This is a genomic window from Enterobacter sp. DTU_2021_1002640_1_SI_PRY_ASU_LCPMC_013, assembly GCF_032389435.1.
Lineage (GTDB): Bacteria > Pseudomonadota > Gammaproteobacteria > Enterobacterales > Enterobacteriaceae > Enterobacter > Enterobacter hormaechei_C.
In genome coordinates this window covers 595,957-618,879 of record NZ_CP135594.1, presented here as the reverse complement: position 1 = coordinate 618,879, position 22,923 = coordinate 595,957, and the positions used below count along the sequence as shown (strand labels likewise).

The following is a 22,923-nucleotide window of genomic DNA, read 5'->3' as shown; positions in this document are numbered from 1 at the left end:
CTGCGGCCTGATGCCCTCACCCCGGCCCTCTCCCACAGGGAGAGGGAGAAAACAAATAAAAACAGGATATCGCCATGCTCGACAAACACACCCATACCCTGATCGCCCACCGCCTGCATCAGGCGGAACAATCCCGGGAGCAGATCCGCGCGATCTCGCTGGAGTACCCGGAGATCACCATTGAAGACGCCTACGCCGTCCAGCGCGAATGGGTGAGCCTGAAAATCGCCGAAGGCCGCGTGCTGAAAGGCCACAAGATCGGCCTCACCTCCAAAGCGATGCAGGCCAGCTCGCAGATCAGCGAGCCGGACTACGGCGCGCTGCTGGACGATATGTTCTTCCACGACGGCAGCGACATCCCCGTGGATCGCTTTATCGTCCCGCGCATCGAAGTGGAGCTGGCCTTCGTGCTGGCAAAACCGCTGCGCGGCCCGAACTGCACGATCTTCGACGTCTACAACGCCACGGATTACGTCATCCCTGCCCTGGAGCTGATCGACGCCCGCTGCCATAACGTTGACCCGGAAACCCAGCGCCCGCGCAAGGTGTTCGACACCATCTCCGATAACGCCGCCAACGCGGGCGTGATCCTCGGCGGCCGCCCGATTAAACCCGACGAACTGGATCTGCGCTGGATCTCCGCCCTGCTCTACCGCAACGGTGTGATCGAAGAGACCGGGGTCGCCGCAGGCGTGCTTAACCACCCGGCAAACGGCGTGGCGTGGCTGGCGAACAAACTCGCGCCATACGACGTGCAGCTTGAGCCAGGCCAGATCATCCTCGGCGGCTCGTTTACCCGCCCGGTTGCCGCCAGCAGAGGCGACACCTTCCACGTCGACTACGGCAACATGGGCTCGATTAGCTGCCGCTTTGTGTAGGAGTGCACCATGGAAAACGCATTTAAGACCGCGCTGAAAGCCGGAAAACCGCAAATCGGCCTGTGGCTGGGGCTGACCAGCAGCTACAGCGCTGAGCTACTGGCCGGGGCCGGTTTTGACTGGCTGCTGATCGACGGGGAGCACGCGCCGAACAGCGTGCAGACCGTCCTGACTCAGCTCCAGGCCATCGCCCCTTATCCCAGCCAGCCGGTGGTGCGCCCATCGTGGAACGATCCGGTGCAGATCAAGCAGCTGCTGGACGTGGGGGCGCAAACCCTGCTGGTGCCGATGGTGCAAAACGCCGACGAAGCCCGTCTGGCGGTCAGCGCCACCCGCTATCCGCCTGCCGGCATTCGCGGCGTCGGCAGCGCACTGGCGCGGGCGTCGCGCTGGAACCGCATCCCGGAGTATCTGCATCAGGCTAACGACGCCATGTGCGTGCTGGTGCAAATCGAAACTCGCGAGGCGCTGAAAAACCTGCCGCAGATCCTGGACGTGGAAGGTGTGGACGGCGTGTTTATCGGCCCGGCGGATCTGAGCGCCGACATGGGCTTCGCCGGCAACCCGCAGCACCCGGAGGTGCAGGCCGCCATCGAACAGGCGATCGCGCAGATCCTCAGCGCGGGCAAAGCGCCCGGCATCCTGATGGCGAATGAACAGCTGGCAAAACGCTATCTCAGCCTCGGCGCGTTGTTTGTCGCAGTCGGCGTGGATACCACCCTGCTCGCTCGCAGCGCCGAAGCGCTGGCGTCCCGCTTTACCGACGTCACCACAGCAGTTGATAACAATAAATCCGTCTACTAAACGTACGATGTGGAGCGCAACATGACGACCTCAACCCTGCATAATAAAGCTGTTGAACATCGCGTTATTAATAAGCTGTTCCGTCGTTTGATCGTGTTTCTTTTTATCCTGTTTGTTTTCTCGTTTCTGGATCGCATCAACATCGGCTTTGCCGGGCTGACGATGGGCAAAGATCTGGGCCTCACGTCGACCATGTTTGGCCTGGCCGCGACGCTGTTTTACGTGACCTACGTGCTGTGCGGTATCCCCAGCAACATCATGCTGGCGAAGGTCGGCGCCCGCCGCTGGATCGCCGGGATCATGGTGGTGTGGGGCATCGCCTCTACCTGCACCATGTTCGCCACCAGCCCCGAAACGCTTTATGTCCTGCGCATGCTGGTGGGCATTGCCGAAGCCGGTTTCCTGCCAGGCATTCTGGTCTATCTCACCTGGTGGTTCCCGGCGTATCACCGCGCCCGCGCCAACGCGCTGTTTATGATCGCCATGCCGGTGACCATGATGCTCGGCTCGATCCTCTCCGGGTACATTCTGGCGATGGACGGGCTGTGGAACCTGAAGGGCTGGCAGTGGCTGTTCCTGCTGGAGGGGCTGCCGTCGGTGGTGCTCGGCGTGGTGACCTGGTTCTACCTTAACGACACCCCGGATCAGGCCACCTGGCTGGATGATGACGAAAAGCAGGCACTCAAAACGATGATCGCCCGCGAGCAGGAGCTGACCATTGCGCACGCCGCCACGCCGCGATCGACGCTGCGCGAGGTGCTGACGCCCGCCGTGCTGCTCTACACGCTGGCCTACTTCTGCCTGACGAATACGCTGAGCGCAATCAACATCTGGACGCCGCAGATCCTGCAAAGCTTCAACACCGGCAGCAGCAATATCGTGATTGGCCTGCTGGCGGCGATCCCGCAGTTTTGCACCATCCTCGGGATGATCTGGTGGAGCCGCCGCTCCGACAGGCTGAAAGAGCGAAAAAAGCACACCATCCTGCCGTATCTGTTTGCAGCGGCGGGATGGATGCTGGCCTCGGCGACCGATCACAGCCTGATCCAGCTGCTTGGCATCATCATGGCCTCAACCGGATCGTTTACCGCCATGGCGATATTCTGGACCACGCCGGATCAGGTTATTAGCCTGCAATCCCGCGCGGTGGCGCTGGCGGTGATCAACGCCATCGGCAACTTCGGGTCTGCCGTCAGCCCATTGCTGATAGGTATTTTGCGCGACGCGACCGGCAGCTTCAGCTCGGGACTGTGGTTCGTGGCGGGTCTGCTGGTGGTGGGCGCGCTGGTGCTGACGCGCATTCCGATGACGCAGCGGGATCAACAGAGGAATGATCATGTGCCAGAGCCCCATCGCCAACATTGATATCAGCAAGGAGTACGACGAAAGTCTGGGCACCGACGATGTGCACTACCAGTCGTTTGCCCGCATGGCGGCCTTTTTTGGCCGCGACATGCAGGCGCACCGCCACGACCAGTATTTTCAGATGCATTTTCTCGACACCGGGCAGATTGAGCTCCAGCTCGACGACCACCGTTACTCGGTGCAGGCGCCGCTGTTCGTGCTAACGCCGCCGTCGGTGCCGCACGCGTTTATCACCGAATCCGACAGCGACGGCCACGTGCTGACGGTGCGCGAGGATCTCATCTGGCCGCTGTTAGAAGTGCTCTACCCCGGTACGCGGGAAGCGTTCGGCCTGCCGGGGATCTGCCTGTCGCTTGCCGACAGACCTGACGAGCTGGCGGCGCTGAAGCACTACTGGCAGCTGATTGCCCGGGAATCCACGGAACAACTGCCCGGTCGCGAGCATACGCTGGTCCTGCTGGCCCAGGCCGTTTTTACCCTGCTGCTGCGCAACGCGAAGCTCGACGACCACGCGTCAGGCGGCATGCGCGGTGAGCTGAAGCTTTTTCAGCGCTTTAACCAGCTGACAGATGCTCATTACCACGAGCACTGGACGGTTCCGGAGTATGCCAGCGAATTGCATCTCACCGAATCTCGCCTGACCGATATCTGTCGCCGCTTCGCCAACCGCTCGCCGAAACGGCTGATCTTCGACCGCCAGCTGCGGGAAGCCAGGCGTTTGCTGCTGTTTTCCGACAGCGCGGTCAGCGAGATTGCCTGGCAGCTGGGGTTTAAGGACCCGGCCTATTTTGCCCGGTTTTTTAACCGCTTAGTGGGGTGCTCGCCGAGCGCGTATCGGGCGCAGAAAGTACCGGTATCGCCTGTTCCCCTCACCCCTGCCCTCTCCCAAAGGGAGAGGGAGTAACCGTCCCCTCTCCCTTTGGGAGAGGGTTAGGGTGAGGGAAATCACACTCTGCGATCTCACCCGAAAAGTACCTGCCGTTGTCCCAATCGTCCCTTCACGTTCCGCCCCTCTCACGCTTCAATTAAACAACAAAAACAAAACATAAATTTAACAACCCTATTCCGATACGAGGTCCCTATGAAGCCTGAAGATTTCCGCGCTGATGCCAAACGTCCGTTAACCGGTGAAGAGTATTTAAAAAGCCTGCAAGATGGCCGTGAGATTTATATCTACGGCGAGCGCGTTAAGGACGTCACTACCCACCCGGCATTTCGCAATGCGGCGGCGTCCATCGCCCAGATGTACGATGCCCTGCACAAGCCAGACATGCAGGATACCCTCTGCTGGGGTACCGATACCGGCAGCGGCGGCTACACCCATAAATTCTTCCGCGTGGCGAAAAGTGCCGACGATCTGCGCCAGCAGCGTGACGCCATCGCCGAGTGGTCGCGCCTGAGCTACGGCTGGATGGGGCGTACGCCGGACTACAAAGCCGCGTTCGGCTGCGCGCTCGGCGCTAACCATGCCTTCTACGGTCAGTTCGAGCAGAACGCCCGCAACTGGTACACCCGTATTCAGGAAACCGGCCTGTACTTTAACCACGCCATCGTCAACCCGCCGATCGATCGCCATAAACCGGCGGACGAGGTGAAAGACGTTTACATCAAGCTGGAGAAAGAGACCGACGCCGGGATCATCGTCAGCGGCGCGAAAGTGGTGGCCACCAACTCGGCATTGACCCACTACAACATGATCGGCTTCGGCTCCGCGCAGGTGATGGGGGAAAATCCGGACTTCGCGCTGATGTTCGTCGCGCCGATGGATGCCGAAGGGGTGAAGCTGATCTCCCGCGCCTCATACGAGATGGTGGCAGGGGCGACAGGCTCTCCGTACGACTACCCGCTCTCCAGCCGCTTTGACGAGAACGACGCCATTCTGGTAATGGATCATGTGCTGATCCCGTGGGAAAACGTGCTGATCTACCGCGATTTTGACCGCTGCCGTCGCTGGACGATGGAAGGTGGCTTCGCCCGCATGTACCCGCTTCAGGCCTGCGTGCGTCTGGCAGTGAAGCTCGACTTCATCACCGCTCTGCTGAAGAAGTCGCTGGAGTGTACCGGCACCCTCGAGTTCCGCGGCGTGCAGGCGGATCTCGGCGAAGTGGTGGCGTGGCGCAACATGTTCTGGGCGCTGAGCGACTCCATGTGCTCCGAAGCCACTCCGTGGGTAAACGGCGCGTATCTGCCTGACCACGCGGCGTTACAGACCTACCGCGTGATGGCGCCAATGGCCTATGCGAAGATCAAGAACATCATCGAACGTAACGTGACCTCCGGGCTGATCTACCTGCCGTCCAGCGCGCGGGACCTGAACAACCCGCAGATCGACCAGTACCTGGCGAAGTACGTGCGCGGCTCCAACGGGATGGATCATGTCGAACGCATCAAGATTCTGAAACTGATGTGGGATGCCATCGGCAGCGAGTTTGGCGGACGTCACGAGCTGTACGAAATCAACTACTCCGGTAGCCAGGATGAGATCCGCCTGCAATGCCTGCGTCAGGCGCAAAGCTCCGGCAACATGGACAAGATGATGGCGATGGTTGACCGCTGCATGTCCGAGTACGACCAGCACGGCTGGACCGTACCGCACCTGCACAACAACACTGATATCAACATGCTGGATAAGCTGCTGAAATAACGCAGCGGGAGGTTTCAATGCAATCTGAAGAACGCCTGCGTTTTCGCGACGCGATGGCCAGCCTGTCGGCGGCGGTGAATGTGGTCACCACCGAGGGCGATGCGGGTCGCTGCGGCATTACCGCCACCGCCGTCTGTTCGGTCACGGACACTCCGCCCTCGGTCATGGTTTGCATCAACGCCAACAGCGCCATGAACCCGGTCTTCCAGGGCAACGGCAAACTGTGCGTCAACGTGCTGAACCACGAGCAGGAGATCATGGCCCGCCACTTTGCCGGGATGACCGGCATGGCAATGGAGGAGCGCTTTGCTCTCTCCTGCTGGCAGAAAGGACCGCTGGCGCAGCCGGTGCTGAAAGGCGCTCTGGCAAGCCTGGAAGGTGAGATAACCCAGGTGCAAACCATCGGCACCCATCTGGTCTACCTTGTGGAGATTAAGAACATCATCCTCAGCAGCGAGGGGCACGGCCTGATCTACTTCAAACGCCGTTTCCACCCGGTGATGATGGAGATGGAAGCCGCGATTTGATCCCGTTGCACAAAAAAACGCTAAGGTTTCCGCAAAGGTGCGCCGTTAACTATCCATAAGATAAATTTTCCGGGGCGGCTGGCGACGTCGTCAGCCGCCCCCTTAACGCTGGAAAGTCTTATGGCCCCTTCACCCCGCAGCCGCTCGGCTGAACGTCTGGTTGAAATCATTATTGCCCTGCACCGCAACGGAAGCGTTAATCGCCGCGATCTGATGCAAAAATTTGGCATTACCGAACGCACGGTGTACCGCGATTTACAGGCGCTTTCCCCGATTATTGAACACGACGGCAAAGGGCGCTATCAGCTGCTGCCCGCGTATCAGCCCTGCCGCTGCGTGCACTGCCCTGAAGCGAACGACAAAAGCCCACAGGGCTAGATTATTCTCAGTGATCTCAATCACATAATTTCTCCCACCGGGGGTGAGCCTTAACCACTCACCCTCGCTTTTGACCGCTCACGCATCGCTTTCAACCACTCACCCATTTACCGTGCTTTACACGCGCGAGGATCTGGCACGATCGCTCCAGCATTAATCAATACCTCCTCACAACGAACCCTGACCCTTTTTTCTTTACATAAAAAACCAGGTCTTATTATGGATACTAAAAAACTACTTAAGCACGTGCCCTGGGCCATCCTCGGGATCATCGGTGCTTTCTGTCTGGCGGTTGTCGCATTACGCCGGGGCGAGCACGTCAGCGCCCTGTGGATCGTGGTCGCGTCGGTTTCCGTCTACCTTGTGGCTTATCGCTACTACAGCTTGTACATCGCGCAGAAGGTTATGAAGCTCGACCCGACGCGCGCCACCCCGGCGGTTATTAACAACGACGGCCTGAACTACGTGCCAACCAACCGTTACGTGCTGTTTGGTCACCACTTCGCCGCCATTGCAGGCGCGGGTCCGCTGGTCGGTCCGGTGCTGGCTGCGCAGATGGGCTACCTGCCGGGTACGCTCTGGCTGCTGGCGGGCGTAGTGCTGGCGGGAGCGGTGCAGGACTTTATGGTGCTGTTTATCTCCTCACGCCGTAACGGTTCGTCGCTGGGCGAGATGATCAAAGAGGAGATGGGCCGCGTGCCAGGCACGATCGCCCTGTTCGGCTGCTTCCTGATCATGATCATCATCCTGGCAGTGCTGGCCCTGATCGTGGTGAAAGCGCTGGCCGAAAGTCCGTGGGGCGTCTTCACCGTCTGCTCTACCGTACCGATTGCGCTGTTCATGGGCATCTACATGCGCTTCCTGCGCCCTGGCCGCGTTGGCGAGGTGTCGGTCATCGGTATCGTGCTGCTGGTCGCCTCCATCTACTTCGGCGGCGTGATTGCACACGACCCGTACTGGGGCCCGGCGCTGACCTTTAAAGACACCACCATCACCTTCGCGCTGATCGGCTACGCATTCATCTCAGCGCTGCTGCCGGTGTGGCTGATTCTGGCTCCGCGTGACTACCTGGCAACCTTCCTGAAAATCGGCGTTATCGTCGGGCTGGCCATTGGTATTGTGATCATCAACCCGGAGCTGAAAATGCCGGCGGTGACGCAGTACATTGACGGTACCGGTCCGCTGTGGAAAGGCGCCCTGTTCCCGTTCCTGTTTATCACCATTGCCTGCGGTGCCGTGTCTGGCTTCCACGCGCTGATCGCCTCCGGCACCACGCCGAAGCTGATGGCCAACGAAACCGACGCGCGCTTTATCGGTTACGGCGCGATGCTGATGGAGTCCTTCGTGGCGATCATGGCGCTGGTTGCGGCGTCGATTATCGAGCCTGGCCTGTACTTTGCGATGAACACACCGCCGGCGGGTCTCGGCATTACCATGCCAAACCTGCATGAGATGGGCGGCGAAAATACCGCGCTGATCCTGGCGCAGCTGAAAGACGCCAGCGCACACGCGGCGGCGACCGTCAGCTCCTGGGGCTTCGTGATTTCGCCTGAGCAGATCATGCAGACCGCGAAAGACATCGGCGAACCGTCCGTGCTGAACCGCGCAGGTGGTGCACCAACGCTGGCCGTGGGTATCGCACACGTGTTCCACAAAGTGCTGCCGTGGGCGGACATGGGCTTCTGGTACCACTTCGGTATTCTTTTTGAAGCGCTGTTCATCCTCACCGCGCTGGATGCCGGTACGCGTGCAGGCCGCTTCATGTTGCAGGATCTGCTGGGTAACTTCGTGCCATTCCTGAAGAAAACCGACTCGCTGGTGGCCGGCGTTCTGGGCACTGCGGGCTGCGTAGGCCTGTGGGGTTATCTGCTGTATCAGGGCGTTGTTGACCCGCTGGGCGGCGTGAAGAGCCTGTGGCCGCTGTTCGGTATCTCTAACCAGATGCTGGCGGCTGTGGCCCTGGTGCTCGGTACCGTTGTCCTCGTGAAGATGAAACGCACCAAATACATCTGGGTCACCGTGGTGCCTGCGCTGTGGCTGCTGCTCTGCACCACCTGGGCGCTGGGTCTGAAACTGTTCAGCACCAACCCGCAGCTGGAAGGCTTCTTCTTCATGGCTAACCAGTACAAAGAGAAGATTGCCGCAGGCGGCGCGGATCTGACCGCGCAGCAGATTGCCAACATGAACCATATCGTGGTGAATAACTACACCAACGCGGGTCTGAGCATTCTGTTCCTGGTGGTGGTGTACAGCATTATCTTCTACGGCATCAAAACCTGGATGAAAGTGCGTAACGTTGAGGGCCGTACGGACAAAGAGACCCCGTACGTACCGGTGCCGGAAGGCGGCGTGAAGACCTCCTCACACCATTAATTAAGCATGTTACTGTAGGCCCGGTAAGCGTAGCGCCACCGGGCTTCTTCTATCTGGAACCCTCAATGTTTGGTAACTTAGGCGAAGCAAAAAAATACCTCGGTCAGGCGGCGAAAATGCTGATTGGCATTCCGGACTATGACAACTACGTTGAGCATATGAAGACCAACCATCCGGATAAGCCGTACATGACCTACACTGAATTCTTCCGCGAGCGCCAGGAAGCGCGCTACGGCGGAAGTGGAGAAGGCGGCGTCCGCTGCTGCTAAAGGAGAAACCATGACCCCGATTGCCGTTACCCTGCTGACCGGTTTCCTCGGCGCCGGTAAAACCACCCTGCTGCGCCACATTCTGAACGAGCAGCACGGCTTCAAAATCGCCGTCATCGAAAACGAATTTGGCGAAGTCTCCGTTGACGATCAGCTGATTGGCGACCGCGCCACCCAGATCAAAACCCTGACCAACGGCTGCATCTGCTGCACCCGCTCTAACGAATTAGAAGACGCCCTGCTGGACCTGCTCGACAGCCGCGATCGCGGTGACATCGACTTCGACCGACTGGTGATCGAGTGCACCGGCATGGCCGACCCCGGCCCGATTATTCAAACCTTTTTCTCCCATGAGATCATTTGCCAGCGCTACCTGCTGGACGGCGTCATCGCTCTGGTGGATGCGGTCCATGCCGACGAGCAGATGAACCAGTTCACCATCGCCCAGTCCCAGGTTGGCTACGCCGACCGCATCCTGCTGACCAAAACCGACGTGGCGGGTGAAAGTGAAAAACTGCGCGAGCGCCTGACGCGCATCAACTCGCGTGCGCCCATTTACACGGTGACGCATGGCGATATCGATCTCGCTCAGCTGTTCAACACCAACGGCTTTATGCTGGAAGAGAACGTCACCGCGAAACCGCGCTTCCACTTTATGTCCGACAAGCAAAACGACGTGGCGTCGATTGTGGTGGAGCTGGATTATCCGGTAGACATCAGCGAGGTCTCCCGCGTGATGGAGAACCTGCTGCTGTCATTTGCCGACAAGCTGCTGCGCTATAAAGGGATGCTGTGGATCGACGGCGAGCCGAACCGCCTGTTGTTCCAGGGCGTGCAGCGCCTGTACAGCGCCGACTGGGATCGCCCGTGGGGCGATGAAGCGCCGCACAGCGTGATGGTGTTTATTGGAATACAGCTGCCGGAAGAGGAAATTCGGGCAGCGTTTGCGGGGCTGAAAAAGTAAATCGCCGCTCCCTTTTAAACAAAAAAGGGAGCGTATTTCATTGAAGTAAAATGCGGGTTTCGCCCTTTCTGTTTGCAATATTGTCTGTTATGTTCTTACCAATAATGAAATCATGCTTTGATTAATATACCTTACAATATTAATTAATTGGATTTGTATAATTTTCATCAATTGGTAGGCGTAATATGGCAATCATTATTCCCACAATTAGCAGCTGTAGCGAGAAAATTACGGCCGGAGAAAAAAGGCTGGCAAGGCTTCTGGAGGGTGGGCTCAGCGAACAGTTTACCTGCTGGTATGATACCCGAATGGGTGACAAAGACGATCATCCTGATTTTGTGATTCTGGCCCCCGATAAAGGGCTGCTGTTTATAGAAGTGAAAGATTGGTTTATCACCAAAATAAAATCAGCTAATAAAACCCATATTAATTATGAAACCAAAAACGGCATAGAGCCGTTGAAGAACCCACTCGAACAGGTTCGACAATATACCTTTCATATCATTAACAGCCTGAAAAAAGATCCTCTGCTTCGCCAGCAACAGGGAGAGCATGAGGGCGGTTTTATTATGCCGTATGGGTATGGTGTTTATTTGAGCAACATCACCCGAGCACAGTTAGAAAAGAATTTTACACCCGAAGAGTTGAATGAGATATTGCCCACCAGCCAGGTAATTTGCAAAGATGAGCTGACCGAGTTTATGACCCGAGAACAAATCTCCGTTCGGCTCGAATCCCTTCTGAGACATCGCTTCGCCCATCATGCTACCCCACAACAACTTGACCGCATTCGGTGGCATCTTTATCCCGATGCACGTATTAACTCATCCGTGACGCGGGTTGATCTGGATAATTTTACGTTCCACACTCCTGATGTGGTATGCATGATGGACAGGAACCAGGAACAACTTGCCAGAAGTATGGGGTCGGGACACCGTGTTATTCATGGCGTGGCAGGCTCTGGCAAAACGCTCATTTTGCACCACCGATGTATTGAGCTTGCTAACAACATTGAAAACACCAAACCGATACTGGTGATTTGTTACAACATTACGTTGGCCAAAAAACTCAAAGCACAACTGGAGCAACACACTCTCCGCCTTCCCGTCGACGTCACCCATTTTCACGCCTGGTGTTATCAACAATTAAACGCGCATCGGCGTCTTCCCCCCAGGAGCAAAAACTTTATTGAACTGATGGAGAATGCGCTAACGGTGGCATTTGAAGAGGGAGTGATCAAACCGGAGCAGTACAGCGCCGTTTTGATCGATGAAGGACACGATTTTAAGCCGGAATGGCTCAGAATTCTCGCTAAGATGCCGGACAATAAAGATAGCTCCCTGCTTTTCCTGTACGACGATGCTCAATCAATTTATCAGAAAAAGAAAGCTCTCGATTTTACCCTGTCCAGCGTCGATATAAAGGCTCAGGGCCGCACAACTATCCTGGATACCAATTATCGTAACACCCGACAAATACTCCATTTTGCCAGCAGCGTAGCATTTAATTATCTCAATAATCACATAGAAGCTTCACTCAAATACCAGCAGCCTGCCGCAGGAGGTCTGTCCGGGAAGTATCCGGCGCTGGCCAGCTTTGATAATCAGGACGAGGAGATTACACGCGTCCTTGATTGGGTCACAGAGCAGCGACAGGAGGGTGTTGCATGGTCGGAAATCGCCATACTGTGCCCCTCAACGTACAGCATTTCAGGTATGCTCGCGCCACGGCTTGAAGCCCGCAAGATCCCATATCAGATGATTGTCTCAAGTGATGATAAAAAGCACTGGTCCCCGCAGAATGATTTCCTCTGCGTCATGCCGCTGCCTAGCAGCAAGGGGCTTGAGTTTAACTCGGTCGCCATTATGGATGCGGCAAAGGAAAGGGACAGCGAAGATCTGAGTGACGATATCAAACGCCTTTACGTCGGTTTTACCCGCGCGCGACAGAATCTTCTGGTGACAATGCACGGAACCGGAAACCTGCGAGATCATCTGGTCGAAACCTGGGAAAGGAGTGCTAAAACGATCTAGCTCTACCTCCCCTCTCCCCCCGCGGGGAGAGGGTAAGTGGCTCAGCCCTGGTTCAACGCCTCCGTCAGCGTCACAATCCACAGCTCGCTGTCGGACTCCGGTTTCTTCAACGGCTTCACGCTGAGAGTGGTTTCAACCGGTTTCTCATCCAGCGTCAGTGCCCCCTGCGCGTTCACCCGATAATCCTTGAGCTTCTTGCCTTCGACTGGCTTCTGCATCGCCACCTTCACGCCAAAGTCATTATCGTTCGCCACTGCCAGCGTTTTGCTGTCAATCAGCGCCAGCCCTTCGGCCTTTTCCTGCTGCCAGCCCAGCGCACGCAGATCGACCACCTGCGTTTTTTCCGCAAGCGTGATGCCGCGCTGCGCCAGCGTTTTCTCATCATCAAACTCCGGGTATTCGCCCGGCTTGTCGAAGGCCGCCAGATCGCTCGCCTTGCTCAGATCAACCCTGTAGATGAGGTTACGCATTGCGTCATTTTTATCCTCGCCCTGTTCAATCAGCAGAATGGTGTGGTTATCCAGCGCCACTATGTCGCCGATTTTGGCGTCGCTGTTTTTGCTGTAGGCCGCGCTGTCGACAGGGTAGCCGTACATCGCGGTTTTCCCGGTCGCCGGATCGAAGCTCACCAGACGCGTAAACAGCGCCTGTTTTTTGCTCTTCCCGTCGATATCCAGTGTGCTTTGCACGGCGGCGATAATGCGTCCGTCCGGCATGCGGGTCAGCCCTTCAAAGCCCCGGTTTGCCTGACGCCATTTGATAACGTTTGGCAGACCACCTGCGATGGCTTTCTCCCCTTCCGTCGCCTGCGGACCGTGGATCGCGAGGATTTTCCCTTTACTGTCGACGTTAATCAGGAACGGGCCATACTCATCGCACAGCCAGTAACCGCCCTTCCCGTCCGGCGTGATGCCTTCCGTATCCAGCCCGCGGTTATCACCTTTCAGCACTTTTAAGGTGTCGCTTAGCGCGACTTCATTGGTAGATCCAATCACGCCGCTTTGCAGCGGCAGGCCGTTGATCTCGCCTTTATCGTCATGCAGCGGTCGCGCGTCCACGGCCTCCGCTTTACCGTTTCGCACGCGGATCGTCATCAGCAGCGGGGCGAAATCCGGGGTAACAAAGATTTTGGCATCGTTTTCCCCCATTTTTGGCGAATCCGCGTTAGGACCGCGATCGGTCACGGTCGCAAACGTCAGCGCATCGCCCTGCTTGCCCGTGAACAACAAACCCGAACCAATCCCCACCGGGAGCCCGTTCGGGAATGTGCTGGCAAACGCACCGCTGTATTTGACATGCGCGCCTTCGGGAAAGCTGACGACATAGCGCTCCGCGGTTGGCTGTGCCGCCAGGCCAGAGAAAGAGAGCGCACAACCGACTAGCACAGGAATAATTTTTCTTTTCATATTGTTAGCATCCAGTAAGTGAAGCCAACAACGTAATGAAGAAACGTGTCAGAAAAATGACATGTAATGTCAACGAAGCGGCGCGTACGGACGTATATCAATCACCAGAAATGTAAACCTCTGTCTTTATCTGTGTCAGCTGAAATACTTTTGGAAATTATTAGAAACCCAATTAATTCATGGCGAAGGACTATTTGCACCTCGTTCATTTTACGTTTAGCCAGGAATGTAAACTGTCCCTAAACGCGAATGTATTGGACATTGACGATTTGCCATATAAACAATTCATCAACATTTACCATTCAAAAACCCAACTCAAACAGCATATAAATGCGAGACCTATCACATTTGCAGTCATAAACATCGCTTGTTAAGGTGCCCTCAGATTATTTTAATGACGAGGAAACACTCATGAAAAAACTTAACATCCTGATCCTTTCTGCTCTGACCGCCGTATCGGGCTCCGCACTGGCCATGGGTGGCAGCATTGAGCAGGGTAAAAACTTTACTAACCTCAATCTGGAAATGGGGAAATCCTCATCCGGCCTGTATGCGGAGAGCAACTGGCTGAAAAACACCGATGACGGCACCCAGACCGGCGGCGTTGGGGCAGGCTACAACCTGGAAGTGGGTCCGGTGATGCTGAACGCTGGCGCGAAAGCCATCTACATCGGCCCGAAAAAAGGCGATAACGGCGTAGCATTCCCGATTGGCGGCGGCGTTAACGTTGCGCTTACGGACAGCATTCACGTGTTTGGTGAAGGTTATGTGGCGCCAGACGGCCTGAACAACAGCGTGAAGAACTATGTTGAAGCTAACGGCGGCGTAAGCTGGACGCCAGTCAAACCTGTCACGCTGAAAGTGGGCTATCGCCACGTGAGCGTAGACGGTAAAGACGGTCGTCCAAACCACACGCTGATCGACGGTGCATATGTAGGCGGTGGAGTGTCCTTCTAAGCCTGTTTGCGCGTTTCGCCCGGCGGCGCTACGCTTGCACGGGCCTACAATGAAGGGTGCAATGTATTAAAATTATTGCACATTGTAGGCCGGGTAAGCGCAGCGCCACCCGGCAAGAAAGGCGATGCGACCGTTAATAAAAAACCTGCCGGATGGCAGGTTTTTTTTATTACCGCATTACTTGCGAACGACCACCAGCTTCTGGTTCACAAACTCTTTGATCCCCAGGTCCGACAGCTCGCGTCCGTAACCCGAACGTTTTACGCCGCCGAACGGCAGCTCTGCCGCAGTGTCGGTGAGCCAGTTGATGTACACCATCCCGGTCTCAATGCGCGACGCCATTTTCTTCGCGCGCTCGATGTTCTGGCTGAACACCGCGCCGCCCAGACCGTAGTGGGAATCGTTAGCCAGTGCGACCGCTTCGTCGTCGCTTTTCACCACGTAAACCTGCGCTACCGGACCGAAGAACTCCTCGAAGTACGCCGGGTTATCACGCGAGATATGCGTCAGGATGGTCGGCTCAAAGAAGCTTCCGTCACGCTGAACCGGCTTGCCGCCATGGTGCAGCTTCGCGCCATTTTTCACCGCCTCGTTAACCTGTTTAGTTAGCGTCTCCAGCGCGTCTTTGGACGACAAAGGCCCCAGCGTGGTGCTTTCGTCCAGCGGATCGCCAATTTTCACCTGCTTAAACGCCTCGGTGAATTTGCTCAGGAAGGCGTCTGCAATCTTTTCATGCAGGATAAAGCGCTTCGCCGCGGTACAGACCTGCCCGGCATTGTTCAGCCGCGCGTTAACGCCGATCTTCACGGCTTTATCCAGGTCGGCATCGTCCAGCACCACGAACACGTCGTTCCCGCCCAGTTCCAGGGTCGATTTTTTGAGGTGCTTCGCAGCCTGTGCCGCAACCACGCTACCCGCTTTTTCTGAACCGGTCAGCGCCGCCCCCTGTACGCGATCGTCGGCGATAATGTTCGCCACCTGTTCGGACGAGATAAACAGGTTGGTCCACGCCCCTTCCGGCGCGCCCGCTTCACGTACCAGCTGTGCAAAGGTCTCTGCACAGTGCGGCACGATGCTGGCGTGCTTGGCGATCACCGGGTTGCCCGCTGCCAGGTTTGGCGCCAGAACGCGCATCAGCTGATAGTACGGGAAGTTCCATGGCTCGACGGCCATCAGCACGCCGATGGGGTGATGTTCAACCCATGCTTCCCCGAGTTCAGAGTCATACTTCACCGGGGCCAGGAACTGCTTCGCGTTGTCCGCATAGTAGCGGGCGATTTGCGCGCACAGCTTCACTTCGCCGCGGCTTTGTTCGATGAGCTTACCCATCTCCTGACTGGCGATTTTCGCCAGATCCTCCACGCGTTCGTCGATCAGGTCCGCCAGCTTATGCAGCACCGGCAGGCGCTGGCTTATGTCGCCTTTCGCCCAGTCGGAATGATAGAGCGCATCGGCTGCCTTCAGCGCCGCTTCAACGTCTGCGTCAGTGTGAGAGGGATATTCTTTGATGAGCTGGTTCGTGGCAGGATTTACTGTCTGGTAAGCCATATCGAATCTCCTTGTTTTACCGCTTAGGGTATTAAGGGTAGTCAATCTGACTGAAAGTAAAAGTAAAGTTTGGTATGTATGCTGACTCGAAGTTCCCGCCTCGCCATTTTCTTCTTGAGATAGATAATGGCATTAACTACTATCAATCGATTAATCCGAAACCTACTAATTACTGACAATAGTTATTTAGACCATCAAGGTAACATAGTGAAACTATTCAAAAATGACGATGCTTTCTTCGATAGAGTATCAAAAATTAGCACAATATTTGCTACTACAGGAACGTTAGCCTTCGGCATTTATGCCTACTTTAATACGATACACCCCGTATTTGAAAAAGAAAAAGAGTTGCAAGGCTTAAGAGCAGAAAAGCTTAGTCTTGAATCAGAGAAGAGTAGATTAAGTACTGACAATCTCTTATTGAAAAATAAATTCATAGCATCGAGCAATCGTTTGAATGAACTCAATGAAAAACTTAACAAAACAAATACCGTTCTGTTAGAGAAGCAAAATTTTCTTGATAAATTAAACAGAGATCTTGTTGTAGCACAAAAGCAAACCATCCTCGGAAAACTAGATATGCTGCGGGAAAAACTCCTTAGCACCGCCATTTATCAAATATCAACAAAAGGAAAAACAAAGTTTGATGTTATTTCTTATTCAAGCTCATTACTTCCAGACAAAAAAAAGAAACTTTCACCTACTGATAAAAAAGCCTATGAATATTTTGAAGGTTACATTCACAATAATAGCAACCAAAAAATCGAGGAGATTGACGACATCATAAAGTATGCCGTTATGCTGCCTGTATCATATAAAATTAAAGAAAATATGTTAAATGATAATGACTAATCTTTGTTTAGCTAAGGGCTTTGCACATTCCCCCCGTATCCCTCTATCCTTAACCCATGGAAAAACATACCGAACTCAAACGCGCCAAGCTTCTTGCGCTGTCGCTGCTGCTGATTGCCGTCGCAGCGTTTATCACCACTCTGTTCCTGCCGCAAACCTTCTGGGTGCGCGGCGTAAAGGCCATTGCCGAAGCGGCGATGGTCGGCGCGCTGGCGGACTGGTTTGCCGTTGTCGCGCTGTTCCGCCGGGTGCCAATTCCCTTTATCTCGCGCCATACGGCGATTATCCCGCGCAATAAAGACCGCATCGGCGACAATCTCGGCCAGTTCGTGCAGGAAAAGTTTCTCGATACGCAATCCCTTGTCGATCTTATCCGTCGCTACGAGCCCGCACAGATGATTGGGACCTGGTTCAGCCAGCCCGATAACGCCCGGCGCGTGGGGCAGCATCTGGTGCAGGTGATGAGCGGTTTTCTGGAACTTACCGACGATGGGCGCATTCAGCGCCTGCTCAAACGCGCCGTTCACAAGGCTATCGACAAGGTTGATTTAACCGAAACCAGCGCCGTCATGCTGGAAAGCATGACCAAAAACAACCGTCACCAGGTGCTGCTGGACGCCATCATCAACCGCCTCATTACCCTGATTCAGCGGGAAAGCACGCGGGAATTTATTGCCGACCAGATCGTCCACTGGCTTAAGACCGAGCATCCGCGCAAGGCGATGGTGCTGCCCACCGAGTGGCTGGGCGATCAAAGCGCGGAGATGGTGTCGAACGCGGTGAACACGCTGCTGGACGATATCAGCCACGACCGCACGCACCAGATCCGTCAGGCGTTTGACCGCGCCACGATCAAGTTCATCGACAATCTGAAAAACGATCCGGAGATGACGGCGAAAGCCGAGAATATCAAACACTATCTGAAGAATGACGAAGCCTTTAACCGCTATCTGGGGGAAATGTGGGCTGACCTGCGCCAGTGGCTGAAAAATGACATGCAGAGCGATGATTCCCGCGTGAAGCAGCGTATCGCCAACGCCGGGCTGTGGTTTGGCGAAACGCTGACCAACGACGCCAGCCTGCGGGCGTCGCTGAATGAGCATCTGGAGCAGGCCGCGCACCGCGTGGCGCCTGATTTCGCCGCGTTCCTGACGCGACATATCAGCGACACGGTGAAAAGCTGGGATGCCAAAGACATGTCACGCCAGATAGAACTCAATATCGGTAAAGATCTTCAGTTCATTCGCGTTAACGGTACCCTGGTGGGCGGAACAATTGGCCTGATCCTGTTTCTGCTCTCGCAGTTGCCCGCCGTGCTGGGGCATTAATCTGCTTTTGACGGCGCGATAACGTAGCGCGTCGCCTCGAAGCGGTTCAGGATCAGGTGCACCAGAAAGACCATCGTCAGCGTGACCACCAGCGCGAAGGTGACGGAGGTGATGCGGTACAGATCGCTGAACACCAGGTCGCTGTCCGGATGCATGTTCTGCCCGAACATAATGCCGATGGTGGTGATACTGGCGAAGCCTACCCCGGCGCCGACCTTCTCCATTACGTGCAGACGCGCGCCAAACGCCAGTCCAAGACCAATCAGCGGCATCATCAGCAGCATATGGCTGCTGTGATCGTAGAGGATAAGCTGGACGACAAGGATATAGAGACACCCCAGCACCACGCCGACCACGCGCCAGATGGAGCTGATAACCGATCCGCGATAGTGCATCGGGAACAGGATCAGAATGCCCGCCATCAGCGCCGAAAGCGAATCGCTTAAGTCGCTCATCTGGAACACCACGAAAATCAGCGTCGCCACGGTGCCCGAGAGCAGAGACTCGTGGCGCACGCGGGCGTCATCTTTCTCGATCAGCGGCGGCGGCTTACGCGGCTCCACGTCCGGCAGCAGGTAGTTCATCAGCGCGCTCAGGCACACCGCCATCACGCTCGCTTCGATGTTAGAGAATAAAAGCGTGTGCCAGTTGGTGGTGGGGTAGCTCATAAAGTTGAGCATCACGCTCTGGCAAACCACGCCCATCGAGCCGAACAGGAACAGCGGCCCCTTACTCATAAAGCGAAAACGCATCACGTACAGGGCAAACACCACCAGCGTCATAATGACCGGCCACTGGGACAGATAGCCGATGATAAACACCATTTCGATGCAGTTCAGCGAGGCGCTGAAGATAAACTGCTTCGCCACGTGGCGGTTAAACACCGGCACCAGCGAGAGCAGCATGATCGGATAGACCACAAAAAACACGCCGTAGCTGGTGTTGTAGAAACTCGAAATACTGAGCGCAATCATCCCGGCAAAGACGATACGCAGGGTCTGGCGAAAGTCGTTTGCCGTATAGACGATGTTGCCGTGCGGGGTAAATACCCGCGCCAGGGTGCTAATAGACATAGTGAAGCAGGCTCACCAGATGGATTTGCATCCCGGAGAAGAATCGCGCAAACGGCCCTTCGCTATTGTAGAGCTGCACGGTGGCGCGCGCGCCGGTCGGCAGCGACTTCGGTAAGGCTTCGTCCAGCGCCACGTGAATGCGCATACGCTGGGCATCACGCACCCAGCGGTTGGAGGTTTCCGGTTCAGAAAGTTGACCGTTTACGGCCTCCTGTCCGGCGAGGATCCCCGCGTCGCTGCTGGTGACGTGGGCACGGAAAACTTGCCCCGGGAAGGCGTCAAACACCACGGCGGCGTCGGTCCCCTGGTGGGTATGCCGCAGGCTCTTCTCGCGGAAATCCGCCACGATATCGATCCGGGTGTTCACCAGCGCCAGCGCAGCCGAACCGGACGAGGCGTAAAAACCGGGGCTTAATTGCAGGTTACTGACCGTGCCGTCCGCCTCGGCGTAGACCTTCGTCCAGCCAAGATTCAGCTCCGCTTCATCCAGCGCGTTACGGTATTTTTGCAGCGTCACGTTGCGGTGCTCATCCCGCTCGCCGCGCTGAATGCGCAGGTTATGAATATTCGCCTGAATCGAGCTGACGGACTGCTCGCTGCTCTGCCAGGTGGTACGGACCTTATCCAGATCCGCCTGCGACACGTTCTGCAAGGTACTCAGTTTCTGGTAGCGGTCGAAGGTCACTTTGTCATTACGCGCCGTCAGCACCGCGGTTTTCAGGCTGGCCTGCGCCGCGGCAATCTGCGCGTCCAGCTGATCGTTAGACAGACGCGCCTGTTCCAGCGCAATCTGCGCCGCTTCGACCTTATTGCGAAACGGCGTGGCGTCGAGCTCAAACAGCAGATCGCCTCTCTTAACCTGGCTATTGTTGTGGACATGTACCGCCGCCACATACCCGGAGACGCGGGCAGACACCGGGGTCACCACGCGCATCACGGTGGAGTCCGGCGTCAGCGGGATCCAGATATCCGCGACGATAAAGTAGACAAACATCAGCAGGAAAGAGGCAATACTCACCCTTACCCAGCGGGCAAACTTTTGTTCAGGAGTCATTATTTTTCGGTCTTATTATCTTCTTCGCGGATTGTCCGCAAATTGCAGGCGATTTGATTGAGTGTGGCGCTGAAAATATCGAGATGTTCCGGCGCGATGTTTTGCGATACGCGCGCCTGATACGTCTCAATCACCTGAGAGAGCCTTTCAAGAATGGCTTTTCCCTCAGGCGTCAGCGTCAGCAGCCGGATACGCTTGTCATACGGCGAGACGGTGCGCAGCAGGTAGCCCTGCTTTTCCAGCTGTGTCAGCGTACGCATTAGCGGAGGCAGTTCAATCCCCTGCACTTCCGCCAGCTCGCTGACCGAGACGTTATCCCCGAGTTGATGAAGCTGCATCATCACCGTCCAGCTCGACTGGGTTAACCCGGTGTCGAGAATGGCGTCGTCGATGACTGCGCGCCACTGACGCACGATCATCGCCATCCGCATGCCCATCGGCCTGCGGCTAAACAGATCTTCTTCACTCATGGGGAATCCTCTCGAAGTACGCCATTACGATAATAGTTATCAGGGTAAGTATCAAGAAACGAGAAGTTAAAGCGCAGGAATTGCGAAACGATGTTCTCCCTCTCCCTGTGGGAGAGGGTCGGGGTGAGGGCATCAGCCCTCAGCGGCGTTTAGCGGCTAAAATGCTTCCTGACGGCACTTTTCCCCGAAGCCGTCACCGCCACCTCCCTGTACCCCGCCACCCGCTGGATCCAACCTTTGCTTTCCATGTGGATGAGCAGCGCCGCGCCGGCCTCTCCCCCCAGATGAAACCGCCGCTCGCTCCAGTCCAGGCAGGCGCAGCACGCCTTGCGACGGGTATTGGGATTTAACGGAATACCAAGCTTCAGAAACTGCTCGCGGCCATGTAGCGTGAGCGCTGAACCGTCTGCCTCAAGCCAGCCTTCCGCCTGCATGAATTCATAGATATGCACCGCCACCGTTCCGGCAAGATGGTCGTAGCAGGTTCGTGCTTCGCGCAGGGCTTTTGGCGCGGAGGTTTCCGGCGGCGTGATGCGGCTCCAGGAGAGCCCCATCATCTGCTCGACAAGCGCCGCCACGTCGTGTCCCGCCAGGCGATAGTAGCGATGCCGCCCCTGAGACAGGCAGGTAATCAACTTTCCCTCCACCAGCCGCGCGAGATGCCCACTGGCGGTCGACGGCGCAACGTCTGCCGCCACGCTCAGCTCTGTAGCCGTCCACGTCCGCCCGTCCATCAGAGCACAGAGCATCTTCACGCGCGACGGATCGGCCATTGTAGCCGCTACAGCGGCAATGGCCTGTTCCAGCGCCGCCGCAATTTCACCCTGCTCGCCGGGCCTGTCGCTAAAAATCACATGAACGTCATACATCCGCGTGCCCTCCCGTTTCGGAGCTGTACTCCCGCATCAGCTGCGCCACGCGAATACGGTAGAAAGAAAAAATCGACTCCCGTCCTTCGGCCTGCGCCGCCTGATGAAAGACGTTCTGCTTCCAGCGGCGGACGGCCTCTTCATCCCGCCACCAGGAAAGGGACAGGATTTTGCCGTCGGTCGTCAGGCTCTGGAACCGTTCGATATCAATAAAGCCGTCGATGTCGGCCAGTAAAGGCTTAAGCTCTGCGGCCAGTTGCAGATAGCGCGCCTGATAAGCGGGTTCGGCTTTGGCTTCGAAAAGGACTGCGATCATGGTTTTCTCTCCGTTGTGATGTTGGGGAGAGAATGCAGAATGAAGAGATACAATGCTTCGGTATGGAGCGAAGTGTTTGCCGGATGGCGCTGCGCTTATCCGGCCTACGGTGTTTTATAGGCCCGGTAAGCGTAGCGCCACCGGGCAGGGTTTAACCCACAATCGACCTCGGCTCCATAAACGCCCGAATCCCCCACTCCCCATCGTCACGTCCCGCCAGGCTTACGGGCGCAGGTGGCGATAATCCGCGAGCGCGGGATTACTCCAGGTTAGCCTTGTTCAGCCCATATGCCGCATCCAGCGAGCCCGGCTCCATGCGGGAGGTAATGCCCAGGCGGTTCCAGGCGTTGATCGCTACGATGGCGAAGTTCAGCTCTGAAATTTCCACGTCCGAGAAATGCTCCGCCACGCTGCGGTACAGCGCGTCGCTCACGCCGTGAACGCCAATCTGGGTCAGCGCTTCGGTGAAGGCCAGCGCGGCTTTCTCGCGGGCGCTGAACAGCGGGGACTCCCGCCACGCCGCCAGATGGTACAGGCGCAGCTCGCGCTCGCCGGCAATTTTGGCCTCTTTCGAATGCATATCCAGGCAGAAGGTACAGCCGTTCAGCTGCGAGACGCGAATGTCGATCAGGTGCTTTAGCGCCGGATCAATGGAGGTTTTCGCCACTTCCATGCTCAGGGCGGAAAGCGCGTTGGCGAGTGCAGGTGTGGCTTTGTGGTGGTTTACGCGGGTGCTCATTGTCTTTCCTCTTTTTTGTGCGGTTTTTATCATGCGATGAGGCAAATCTACGCCGTTAATGACATAGTAAAAAGAC

Annotated in this window: 22 protein-coding genes; 14 read left to right on the top strand and 8 right to left on the bottom strand. The window is 56.4% G+C overall.

The features are described from left to right. Positions 1 to 74: 74 nt before the first annotated feature. From hpaH to RS584_RS02935, 11 genes are all read left to right on the top strand, one after another. Entirely contained in the window at positions 75 to 878 is an 804-nt protein-coding gene (gene hpaH / locus RS584_RS02985; RefSeq protein ID WP_015572593.1) for a 2-oxo-hept-4-ene-1,7-dioate hydratase, read from the top strand. 9 nt (positions 879 to 887) lie between these two features. Continuing rightward, on the top strand, positions 888 to 1,682 hold the full coding sequence (hpaI, locus tag RS584_RS02980; protein WP_315748914.1) for a 4-hydroxy-2-oxoheptanedioate aldolase: 795 nt from the start codon (positions 888 to 890) through the stop codon (positions 1,680 to 1,682). 21 nt (positions 1,683 to 1,703) lie between these two features. After that, the gene (gene hpaX, locus RS584_RS02975) at positions 1,704 to 3,047 is read left to right on the top strand and encodes a 4-hydroxyphenylacetate permease (RefSeq protein ID WP_315748913.1); all 1,344 of its coding nucleotides are present in this window, start codon (positions 1,704 to 1,706) and stop codon (positions 3,045 to 3,047) included. Beyond that, on the top strand, positions 3,019 to 3,951 hold the full coding sequence (gene hpaA / locus RS584_RS02970) for a 4-hydroxyphenylacetate catabolism regulatory protein HpaA (protein ID WP_315748912.1): 933 nt from the start codon (positions 3,019 to 3,021) through the stop codon (positions 3,949 to 3,951). The genes hpaX and hpaA overlap by 29 nt, the downstream gene beginning before the upstream one ends. A 177-nt stretch (positions 3,952 to 4,128) precedes the next feature. Then, on the top strand, positions 4,129 to 5,691 hold the full coding sequence (hpaB, locus tag RS584_RS02965) for a 4-hydroxyphenylacetate 3-monooxygenase, oxygenase component (protein ID WP_315748911.1): 1,563 nt from the start codon (positions 4,129 to 4,131) through the stop codon (positions 5,689 to 5,691). Between the two features lie 17 nt (positions 5,692 to 5,708). Next, a complete protein-coding gene (locus tag RS584_RS02960; RefSeq protein WP_017383854.1) occupies positions 5,709 to 6,218 on the top strand; it encodes a 4-hydroxyphenylacetate 3-monooxygenase reductase subunit in 510 nt (169 codons plus the stop codon). 120 nt (positions 6,219 to 6,338) lie between these two features. Further along, positions 6,339 to 6,596, top strand: a complete 258-nt coding sequence (locus tag RS584_RS02955; RefSeq protein ID WP_017383855.1) for an HTH domain-containing protein — start codon at positions 6,339 to 6,341, stop codon at positions 6,594 to 6,596. Positions 6,597 to 6,815: 219 nt separating this feature from the next. Further along, positions 6,816 to 8,969, top strand: coding sequence for a carbon starvation CstA family protein (locus RS584_RS02950; RefSeq protein ID WP_003856608.1), 2,154 nt, complete (start codon positions 6,816 to 6,818; stop codon positions 8,967 to 8,969). Positions 8,970 to 9,034: 65 nt separating this feature from the next. Then, the gene (locus tag RS584_RS02945; RefSeq protein WP_003856610.1) at positions 9,035 to 9,238 is read left to right on the top strand and encodes a YbdD/YjiX family protein; all 204 of its coding nucleotides are present in this window, start codon (positions 9,035 to 9,037) and stop codon (positions 9,236 to 9,238) included. Between the two features lie 10 nt (positions 9,239 to 9,248). Next, positions 9,249 to 10,202, top strand: a complete 954-nt coding sequence (gene yjiA, locus RS584_RS02940; protein ID WP_213813181.1) for a GTPase — start codon at positions 9,249 to 9,251, stop codon at positions 10,200 to 10,202. A 185-nt stretch (positions 10,203 to 10,387) separates the two neighbouring features. Next, complete coding sequence (locus RS584_RS02935; RefSeq protein WP_126543223.1) at positions 10,388 to 12,235, top strand: 3'-5' exonuclease; 1,848 nt, start codon at positions 10,388 to 10,390, stop codon at positions 12,233 to 12,235. A gap of 41 nt (positions 12,236 to 12,276) precedes the next feature. Here RS584_RS02935 and RS584_RS02930 read toward each other — a convergent pair whose 3' ends face one another. Next, complete coding sequence (locus RS584_RS02930; protein ID WP_315748909.1) at positions 12,277 to 13,641, bottom strand: esterase-like activity of phytase family protein; 1,365 nt, start codon at positions 13,639 to 13,641, stop codon at positions 12,277 to 12,279. A gap of 411 nt (positions 13,642 to 14,052) precedes the next feature. On the opposite strand from RS584_RS02930, the gene RS584_RS02925 reads away from it, so the two are divergent. Continuing rightward, the gene (locus tag RS584_RS02925) at positions 14,053 to 14,598 is read left to right on the top strand and encodes a YfaZ family outer membrane protein (RefSeq protein ID WP_006810254.1); all 546 of its coding nucleotides are present in this window, start codon (positions 14,053 to 14,055) and stop codon (positions 14,596 to 14,598) included. 177 nt (positions 14,599 to 14,775) lie between these two features. Here the strand turns inward: RS584_RS02925 and RS584_RS02920 are convergent, their stop codons facing one another. Then, positions 14,776 to 16,146, bottom strand: coding sequence for an NAD-dependent succinate-semialdehyde dehydrogenase (locus tag RS584_RS02920; RefSeq protein ID WP_017694568.1), 1,371 nt, complete (start codon positions 16,144 to 16,146; stop codon positions 14,776 to 14,778). A 207-nt stretch (positions 16,147 to 16,353) separates the two neighbouring features. Between RS584_RS02920 and RS584_RS02915 the strand changes: the two genes are divergently transcribed. Further along, positions 16,354 to 16,998, top strand: a complete 645-nt coding sequence (locus tag RS584_RS02915; protein ID WP_315748908.1) for a hypothetical protein — start codon at positions 16,354 to 16,356, stop codon at positions 16,996 to 16,998. 56 nt (positions 16,999 to 17,054) lie between these two features. Then, positions 17,055 to 18,326: a DUF445 domain-containing protein gene (locus RS584_RS02910; RefSeq protein ID WP_015572579.1), complete on the top strand. Its 1,272-nt coding sequence runs from the start codon at positions 17,055 to 17,057 to the stop codon at positions 18,324 to 18,326. Here RS584_RS02910 and RS584_RS02905 read toward each other — a convergent pair. From RS584_RS02905 to RS584_RS02880, 6 genes are all read right to left on the bottom strand, one after another. Continuing rightward, positions 18,323 to 19,399: a DUF2955 domain-containing protein gene (locus tag RS584_RS02905; protein ID WP_315748907.1), complete on the bottom strand. Its 1,077-nt coding sequence runs from the start codon at positions 19,397 to 19,399 to the stop codon at positions 18,323 to 18,325. The two genes, RS584_RS02910 and RS584_RS02905, sit on opposite strands and share 4 nt — an antisense overlap. Beyond that, the gene (locus RS584_RS02900) at positions 19,389 to 20,456 is read right to left on the bottom strand and encodes an HlyD family secretion protein (RefSeq protein ID WP_026094404.1); all 1,068 of its coding nucleotides are present in this window, start codon (positions 20,454 to 20,456) and stop codon (positions 19,389 to 19,391) included. The genes RS584_RS02905 and RS584_RS02900 overlap by 11 nt, the downstream gene beginning before the upstream one ends. Next, the gene (locus RS584_RS02895) at positions 20,453 to 20,923 is read right to left on the bottom strand and encodes a MarR family winged helix-turn-helix transcriptional regulator (RefSeq protein WP_015572576.1); all 471 of its coding nucleotides are present in this window, start codon (positions 20,921 to 20,923) and stop codon (positions 20,453 to 20,455) included. The genes RS584_RS02900 and RS584_RS02895 overlap by 4 nt, the downstream gene beginning before the upstream one ends. Before the next feature lie 149 nt (positions 20,924 to 21,072). Then, positions 21,073 to 21,792, bottom strand: a complete 720-nt coding sequence (locus RS584_RS02890) for a winged helix-turn-helix domain-containing protein (RefSeq protein WP_315748906.1) — start codon at positions 21,790 to 21,792, stop codon at positions 21,073 to 21,075. Next, positions 21,785 to 22,108 carry an antibiotic biosynthesis monooxygenase gene (locus RS584_RS02885; RefSeq protein WP_315748905.1) on the bottom strand — a complete coding sequence of 108 codons (324 nt, stop codon included), beginning with the start codon at positions 22,106 to 22,108 and terminating at the stop codon, positions 21,785 to 21,787. Before RS584_RS02885 ends, RS584_RS02890 begins: the two co-directional genes overlap by 8 nt. Positions 22,109 to 22,367: 259 nt before the next feature. Further along, a complete protein-coding gene (locus RS584_RS02880; RefSeq protein ID WP_010427243.1) occupies positions 22,368 to 22,847 on the bottom strand; it encodes a carboxymuconolactone decarboxylase family protein in 480 nt (159 codons plus the stop codon). Positions 22,848 to 22,923 lie beyond the last annotated feature (76 nt).

Coding starts and splice junctions, on each gene's coding strand:
- hpaH (WP_015572593.1), top strand. CDS start 75: ATGCTCGACAAACACACCCATACCCTGATCGCCCACCGCCTGCATCAG.
- hpaI (WP_315748914.1), top strand. CDS start 888: ATGGAAAACGCATTTAAGACCGCGCTGAAAGCCGGAAAACCGCAAATC.
- hpaX (WP_315748913.1), top strand. CDS start 1,704: ATGACGACCTCAACCCTGCATAATAAAGCTGTTGAACATCGCGTTATT.
- hpaA (WP_315748912.1), top strand. CDS start 3,019: ATGTGCCAGAGCCCCATCGCCAACATTGATATCAGCAAGGAGTACGAC.
- hpaB (WP_315748911.1), top strand. CDS start 4,129: ATGAAGCCTGAAGATTTCCGCGCTGATGCCAAACGTCCGTTAACCGGT.
- RS584_RS02960 (WP_017383854.1), top strand. CDS start 5,709: ATGCAATCTGAAGAACGCCTGCGTTTTCGCGACGCGATGGCCAGCCTG.
- RS584_RS02955 (WP_017383855.1), top strand. CDS start 6,339: ATGGCCCCTTCACCCCGCAGCCGCTCGGCTGAACGTCTGGTTGAAATC.
- RS584_RS02950 (WP_003856608.1), top strand. CDS start 6,816: ATGGATACTAAAAAACTACTTAAGCACGTGCCCTGGGCCATCCTCGGG.
- RS584_RS02945 (WP_003856610.1), top strand. CDS start 9,035: ATGTTTGGTAACTTAGGCGAAGCAAAAAAATACCTCGGTCAGGCGGCG.
- yjiA (WP_213813181.1), top strand. CDS start 9,249: ATGACCCCGATTGCCGTTACCCTGCTGACCGGTTTCCTCGGCGCCGGT.
- RS584_RS02935 (WP_126543223.1), top strand. CDS start 10,388: ATGGCAATCATTATTCCCACAATTAGCAGCTGTAGCGAGAAAATTACG.
- RS584_RS02930 (WP_315748909.1), bottom strand. CDS start 13,641: ATGAAAAGAAAAATTATTCCTGTGCTAGTCGGTTGTGCGCTCTCTTTC.
- RS584_RS02925 (WP_006810254.1), top strand. CDS start 14,053: ATGAAAAAACTTAACATCCTGATCCTTTCTGCTCTGACCGCCGTATCG.
- RS584_RS02920 (WP_017694568.1), bottom strand. CDS start 16,146: ATGGCTTACCAGACAGTAAATCCTGCCACGAACCAGCTCATCAAAGAA.
- RS584_RS02910 (WP_015572579.1), top strand. CDS start 17,055: ATGGAAAAACATACCGAACTCAAACGCGCCAAGCTTCTTGCGCTGTCG.
- RS584_RS02905 (WP_315748907.1), bottom strand. CDS start 19,399: ATGTCTATTAGCACCCTGGCGCGGGTATTTACCCCGCACGGCAACATC.
- RS584_RS02895 (WP_015572576.1), bottom strand. CDS start 20,923: ATGAGTGAAGAAGATCTGTTTAGCCGCAGGCCGATGGGCATGCGGATG.
- RS584_RS02890 (WP_315748906.1), bottom strand. CDS start 21,792: ATGTATGACGTTCATGTGATTTTTAGCGACAGGCCCGGCGAGCAGGGT.
- RS584_RS02885 (WP_315748905.1), bottom strand. CDS start 22,108: ATGATCGCAGTCCTTTTCGAAGCCAAAGCCGAACCCGCTTATCAGGCG.
- RS584_RS02880 (WP_010427243.1), bottom strand. CDS start 22,847: ATGAGCACCCGCGTAAACCACCACAAAGCCACACCTGCACTCGCCAAC.